The organism is Phenylobacterium sp. (assembly GCF_037968635.1).
Taxonomy (GTDB): Bacteria; Pseudomonadota; Alphaproteobacteria; order Caulobacterales; family Caulobacteraceae; genus Phenylobacterium.
Genome location: NZ_JBBKVV010000015.1, coordinates 1 through 5,825, shown reverse-complemented (window position 1 = coordinate 5,825; position 5,825 = coordinate 1). Strand labels below are relative to the sequence as shown.

Here is a 5,825-nt window from a genome sequence, read left to right as displayed (position 1 = left end):
ATCCAACCCCCGCGCCGAGGCCGCCTCCAGGGTCTTGAACACCGGGCAGGGAACCTTGACGCCGCGACGCGACAGGCACGCCCCATCGGAGTGGGCGGTGTGCAGATGCAAGTCGCCGCGATACCAGCCCGCGCCCGCCGTCACCGGCGCAGCCGACAGGCTGGCGGGGCGATCGCCCGCCCGCTCGAACCAGATCCTGGCGCTATAGGCCGCGCGCGTCCCCTTGCGGATATTCGGCGCCCCCAGCACCAGCCGCCAGGTCCCCGCCGGCAGCGGCCCCGGCAGATAGGACGGCGTCGCCTCGGCCTCGGAAATCGTGAAGCTGCTCTTGTTCCCGCCGCTCCAGCCCCGGAACCGCTGCGGGTCGCGCAGGCCAAGGTCGATGGTCGCCTTCTGCTCCCGCCCCAAGTAATCGAAGGCCACGGTGATCCGCGTGACGCCCGCCGGAACCCTGAACGGAACCTCGCGATAGGTCTGGTGATCGGCCCCGGTCAGGGCGCCGGTGAGGGTCAGGTCAGGGGCGCCTTGCGCCCAGGCCGCCGACCCGAAGACCAGCACCGCCAGCAGGGTGAGGATGTAAAGACTGCGCCGCATCGGCAATTCATAGCGCAGCAAGATCCTCAAGTGTCATCCCGGCTTTGCCGCGCAGCATTTCCGCAGCAAAACGCCCTCCCCGGTCTCCCGGGAAGGGCGAAAATGCTGCACGCCATGCTGCGCAGCATGGAGTGCGGTAAGTCGTTGATTAGACGCTACGCTTCGTTGCCGAAGATCACCGTGCCGGCCGCGGCGAACATGCCGCCGACGCCCTGGCAGACGCTGATCTTGGCGCCGTCCACCTGGGCCGCCGCGGTGCCGCGCATCTGACGCACGCTCTCCATCAGGGCGTACATCCCGTACATGCCCGAGTGCATGTACGACAGGCCGCCGCCGTTGGTGTTCATCGGCAGCTTGCCGCCGATGGCGGTGTTGCGTTCGCGCACGAAGTCCTTGGCCTCGCCGGGCTTGCAGAAGCCCAGGTCTTCCAGGCCGTACAGCGGCAGGTGAGCAAACGCGTCGTAGATCATCAGGTGATCGACGTCGGCGTGCTTGACCCCGGATTCCTCGAAGGCCTTCTTGCCGGAGACCCGGAACGCCTTGGAGGAGTTGAAGTCCTCCATCTGGCTGACCATCGGGGTTTCGACGCTTTCCCCGGTGCCCAGCACATAGACAGGCTTGTTGGGGAAGTCCTTGGCCCGGTCGGCGCTGGTGAGGATCAGGGCCCCGCCACCGTCGGTGACCAGGCAGCACATCAGCATCCGGAACGGCCAGGCGATCATCGGCGAGTTCAGCACGTCGTCGACGGTGATCGGGTCCTTGAAGGACGAGCGCGGGTTCAGCGCCGCCCATTCCCGCTGCACCACGGCCACCGTGGCCAGGTCCTCCTCGGTCACGCCGTAGGTCTTCATGTAGCGAAGCACCGGGATCGTGAACATGGTGGGGGGGCTGGTGACGCCATAGGGCATCTCGAACTGGCCCATCAGCGAGGTGGCGTTACGGCCAAAGCCGCCGGCGCCGACTCGGCTGCGGCCCGATTCCCCGTGGGTGATCAGGATGGTCTTGGCCAGGCCCGCATTGATGGCGGCCGCCGCATGGCGGACGTGCAGCATGAACGAGCAGCCGCCGACGCTGGTGCCGTCGGCATAGGTCGGCGTGATGCCCAGATACTGGGCGAGTTCGACGGGGCTGACGCCGGCGGTGGCGACGCCGTCGATGTCCGAGGGCTTCAGCCCCGCGTCCTTCATGGCGTTCAGCGCGGCGTCGGCGTGCAGACCCAGGACGGAAACGTCCGGAATCTTGCCCATCTTGGTGGTCTCGGCGGCCCCAACGACCGCAACGGATTTCGGTGTCATATGCGCTCTCAGCCCTTCGCCGGTTCGAACAGGGGAAGGGAAATGTCGTCGGTCTGCTTCTCGAACTTCACCTGGACCTTCATGTCCAGCTGCAGGGCTTCCGGCGTCTGCGGGCAGCCCACGATGTTGGTCATCAGGCGAGGACCTTCATCCAGCTCCACCACCGCGATGGAGTGCGGCTCGGTCCCCATGTCGGGACGCGGACGGTGGTTGATGACGTAGGAGTAGAGGAAGCCCTTGCCGCTGGCGGCATAGACCTCGACATCGCGCGATCCGCACTTGGGGCAGAACGGGCGGGGCGGGAAATAGCTGTGGGTGCATTCGGTGCAGCGCTGCAGACGCAGTTCGCCGTCCTTGCAACCCTCCCAGAAATGCCGGGTCTCCGGCGTGGGTTCGGGCAACATTCGAGCCATATGAAAAATCGTCCCTGATCAAATTCGTCTTGGCCCTCAAAACGAGGGCGCTGCAACAAACCCGAGGTTGGGCCGCTTGTCGATTGGTAAAGGGGCGGGAAAGCGCAGACTCGCGGCTGATCCCGCCTCTCCCCCAGGGGGAGAGGCGGGGTGGCTGGAGACAGGAATTGGCGCCCCTCCCGCCCGAAAGGCGGTAGAGGCGTCTGCTGCCCAATAGGCCCTGAGGTGATCGAGCCATGACGTGATCGCGCAATATGGATGGTCCGACGACCTGGCCCAGGCCTTCGCGGCCCATGCCCAGGCCGGCCACACCCCGGCGCGCGTCGTCGCCCAGCATCGCGACGGCTACCTGGTGGCCACCGACGAGGGCGAACTGCGGGCCAATCTGTCGGGCCGCCTGCATCACGAGGCGCAGGAAGCCGAACCCCCGGCGGTCGGCGACTGGGTGGGCCTGGCCCTGAACCCCGCCGACGGCGCGGCCACGATCGAGGCGGTCCTGCCGCGCCGCACCGTGCTCACGCGACGCGCCGCCGACAGCCTGGGCAGGCTGCAGGTCATCGCCGCCAATATCGACGTGGTCTTCGTCGTCTCCTCGATGAACGCCGACCTCAATCCCCGCCGCATCGAGCGCTACCTCGCCGCGGCCTGGCAGAGCGGCGCCCGGCCGGTGGTGGTGCTGACGAAGTCCGACCTCTGCGACGATCCGCAAGCCGCCGCCGCCGACATCGTCGCCCTGGCGGACGGCGTCCCCGTGCGGCTGGTCTCGGCCCACCAGGGCCTGGGGCTCGACGCCCTGCTGGACGAGGTCGCGCCTGGCGAGGTCTGCGTCCTGATCGGCTCGTCCGGGGTCGGCAAGTCCACCCTGGTCAACGCCTTCCTGGGCGAGGACCGCCTGTCGGTGGCGGAGATCCGCGAGGCCGACGACCAGGGCCGCCACACCACCAGCAGTCGGCAGCTGGTCCTGCTGCCCGGCGGCGCCCTGCTGCTCGACACGCCGGGCATCCGCGAAGTCGGCCTGATCGACGCCGAGGAGGCCGTGAGCGAGGTCTTCGACGACATCGAGAGCCTGGCCGGGACGTGCCGCTTCAACGACTGCGGCCATACTCACGAACCCGGCTGCGCGATCCAGGCCGCCTTGCAGAGCGGCGCCCTCGATCCCGGCCGCTGGGCCAACTTCCAGAAGCTCGGGCGCGAGCTGGCGGCGGTGGCGCAGAAGGCCGAGCGGATCGCCAAGGCGGCCGAGCGCCGCCAGTCCGCCGCCCAGGCCAAGACCTACCGCACCACCAAACGGGACCATCGGGGCGGCGCCGACTGATCTGCCTGTTTTTTCACAATTTCCGCCCCGCACCCCCCCGAACGGGTTAGGGAGGGGCCGCCCCAGAAGAGAGACACGCCATGCCCGCCTACACCATCGTCACCACCAGCGCGGCCCAGGGCAGCGACGCGGCCGAGATGAACACCCTCACCGACGACTTCACCCAGCAGGCCGAGGCGGTCGGCTATTCCCGCCGCATGGCCGACGAGATGCTGGGCCTGGCCCACCAACTCTCCCTGGATTTCGACTACAGCAATGTCGCCCTCTATGACGGCGACCTGCTGGACGAAGACCTCGACCCCGACCACCCCGCCCTGATCGGCGTCTGGGTCCTGGACGACGACGGCTGCGCCTTCGTCCCCGCCGACGAATTCCGCGACGTGGTGACGGAGCAGGCCTGATCGCGGGGCGACTCCCCACATCAGCCCCAAGCGGCGCCCAGACTGAAGGAAGCGGAACTGGAAGCCTGCTCAAGAGCTAAGCCTCCGCTTCAGGGAGGCCTCAATGACCGGCGCCACGATCAAACGCGATCTCAGGACAGGCCGCTCCCTCTGGGCTGACAGCCCCGGGCTGGGCGTGCCGGTGCGGCCGCTGACGGCCGCGATCAGCGTCGATGTCGCCATCGTCGGCGCCGGGATCAGCGGCGCCTTCATGGCCCACGAGCTGTCGAAGGATCACTCGGTCGCGGTGCTGGACCGACGCGCGCCGCTGATGGGCTCCACCCTGGCCTCGACGGCGCTGCTGCAGTGGGAGATCGACCTGCCGCTGACGGCGCTGGCCCAGAAGATCGGCGCGGCAGACGCCCGGCGGGCCTATCTGAGGTCCCGTCAGGCCGTCGACGCCCTGAAACAGATCGTGGCGCAGGAACGCGTCCCCTGCGGCCTGAAGGACAAGTCGTCACTCTACCTGGCGGGCGACGCCCACGGCCATCGCGCGCTGGAGGCTGAGGCCGAGGCCCGCGCGGCCATCGGGTTGGAGAGCCGGTATCTGAACGCCGCGGCGTTGCGCGAGCAGTTCGGCGTGGATCGGACCGGAGCCATCGTCTCAGCCGGGTCGGCCAGCGGCGACCCGGCCCGACTGGCGGCCGGGCTGCTGAGGCGCGCCCAGGCGCGGGGCGCGAAGGTCTGGTCGCCCGTCGAGGTGCTGAGGGCTGTCAGTGATCCGGACGGCGTGACGCTGCTGACCGACGCGGGTCACGCCGTGCGGGCCAGGTCGCTGGTGTTCTGCTGCGGATACGAATTCCCCAAGGGCGTTCCGACCCCGGGGGCGGAGGTCATCTCGACCTGGGCGATGGCCTCCAAGCCGCGTCAGCGGTGTCCCGCCTGGATGCGGGACATGCTGGTGTGGGAAGCCTCCGATCCGTATCTCTATCTGCGGATGGGCCGCGATGGCCGCCTGATTGTCGGCGGTGAGGATGAGGCCTCCCCCGTCGCGCACCAGGACAAGGCCAAGCTGCAGCAAAAGTGCGAGACCATCGCGGCCAAGCTGACGCGGCTGTTGCCCGATATCCTGTTCGACACCGACTATGGCTGGGCCGGCGCCTTCGGCGAGAGCGCCACGGGCCTACCCCGCATTGGCCCGGTTGAGGGCATGGACCACAGCTGGGCGGTCATGGGTTTCGGCGGCAACGGCATCACCTATTCGGTCATCGCCTCACAAGTCGTCGCGGCGGAGGTGCGCGGCGAGCCTGACCCGGACGCGGATCTCTACATGTCGTGACGTGGGGGCTGCGCGAGCGCGAGCTTCGCGCCAGGAGCGGAAGCTAAGGCGCCGCCGGAAACTCGCCGTTCAAACCTGGCGGTCCGCGGCACAGCGACCGGAGAGTTTCGGCCCGGACCCCGACGGTGAGAATCGACCCATGGCGGACGTTGGGAAGGTCTGGTTGCCGGTAACGTTGCAGCTAACGACTGAGCCGCGAGAATGGGTCAGAGTCTGCGCCGCGCCGGCCATCCAAAGTGACCTTCATGACTCCTGTCGTCCAATGAGTTGCAAATCCAGCGCGAACTGGCCAGCGGCCCGCTGGTGTTCACTGAAAGGCTGGACCGCCACTGTATCGCCGATCGCTGGATCGAGCTGAAGGTGACGGGCGTCTAAGAGGAGCGGGATGGCCTCATCGTGCTTTGGCGCGACTATTTCGACTTGGCGCCCCTGACGAAGGCTTGGCCAGAGTTGCTGGGCTAGCCCCCGCCGCTGCTCACGACAAAACAC

Annotated in this window: 6 protein-coding genes and 1 pseudogene; 4 read left to right on the top strand and 3 right to left on the bottom strand. The window is 68.1% G+C overall.

Going from position 1 to position 5,825, the window contains the following annotated elements; all coding sequences use genetic code 11:
* From AAC997_RS01700 to AAC997_RS01690, 3 genes and pseudogenes are all read right to left on the bottom strand, one after another.
* Positions 1 to 594: pseudogene (locus tag AAC997_RS01700) on the bottom strand (PHP domain-containing protein); the annotation flags it as partial.
* 155 nt (positions 595 to 749) lie between these two features.
* The gene (locus AAC997_RS01695; RefSeq protein WP_340643965.1) at positions 750 to 1,889 is read right to left on the bottom strand and encodes a hypothetical protein; all 1,140 of its coding nucleotides are present in this window, start codon (positions 1,887 to 1,889) and stop codon (positions 750 to 752) included.
* A gap of 8 nt (positions 1,890 to 1,897) precedes the next feature.
* On the bottom strand, positions 1,898 to 2,293 hold the full coding sequence (locus AAC997_RS01690) for a Zn-ribbon domain-containing OB-fold protein (protein ID WP_215342494.1): 396 nt from the start codon (positions 2,291 to 2,293) through the stop codon (positions 1,898 to 1,900).
* A 250-nt stretch (positions 2,294 to 2,543) separates the two neighbouring features.
* On the opposite strand from AAC997_RS01690, the gene rsgA reads away from it, so the two are divergent.
* The 4 genes from rsgA to AAC997_RS01670 all read left to right on the top strand — a co-directional run bounded on the left by rsgA (position 2,544) and on the right by AAC997_RS01670 (position 5,711).
* Positions 2,544 to 3,617 carry a ribosome small subunit-dependent GTPase A gene (rsgA, locus tag AAC997_RS01685; RefSeq protein WP_340643964.1) on the top strand — a complete coding sequence of 358 codons (1,074 nt, stop codon included), beginning with the start codon at positions 2,544 to 2,546 and terminating at the stop codon, positions 3,615 to 3,617.
* 80 nt (positions 3,618 to 3,697) lie between these two features.
* Positions 3,698 to 4,018 (top strand): hypothetical protein, encoded by a 321-nt coding sequence (locus AAC997_RS01680; protein ID WP_340643963.1) that lies wholly within the window; start codon positions 3,698 to 3,700, stop codon positions 4,016 to 4,018.
* Between the two features lie 103 nt (positions 4,019 to 4,121).
* Positions 4,122 to 5,336, top strand: coding sequence for an FAD-binding oxidoreductase (locus AAC997_RS01675; protein WP_340643962.1), 1,215 nt, complete (start codon positions 4,122 to 4,124; stop codon positions 5,334 to 5,336).
* Between the two features lie 303 nt (positions 5,337 to 5,639).
* Positions 5,640 to 5,711 (top strand): hypothetical protein, encoded by a 72-nt coding sequence (locus AAC997_RS01670; protein WP_340643966.1) that lies wholly within the window; start codon positions 5,640 to 5,642, stop codon positions 5,709 to 5,711.
* The last annotated feature ends 114 nt before the right edge of the window (positions 5,712 to 5,825 follow it).

What these genes read in the sequence shown, in the direction of transcription:
- AAC997_RS01695 (WP_340643965.1), bottom strand. Translation starts at nt 1,889, where the DNA reads ATGACACCGAAATCCGTTGCGGTCGTTGGGGCCGCCGAGACCACCAAG.
- AAC997_RS01690 (WP_215342494.1), bottom strand. Translation starts at nt 2,293, where the DNA reads ATGTTGCCCGAACCCACGCCGGAGACCCGGCATTTCTGGGAGGGTTGC.
- AAC997_RS01680 (WP_340643963.1), top strand. Translation starts at nt 3,698, where the DNA reads ATGCCCGCCTACACCATCGTCACCACCAGCGCGGCCCAGGGCAGCGAC.
- AAC997_RS01675 (WP_340643962.1), top strand. Translation starts at nt 4,122, where the DNA reads ATGACCGGCGCCACGATCAAACGCGATCTCAGGACAGGCCGCTCCCTC.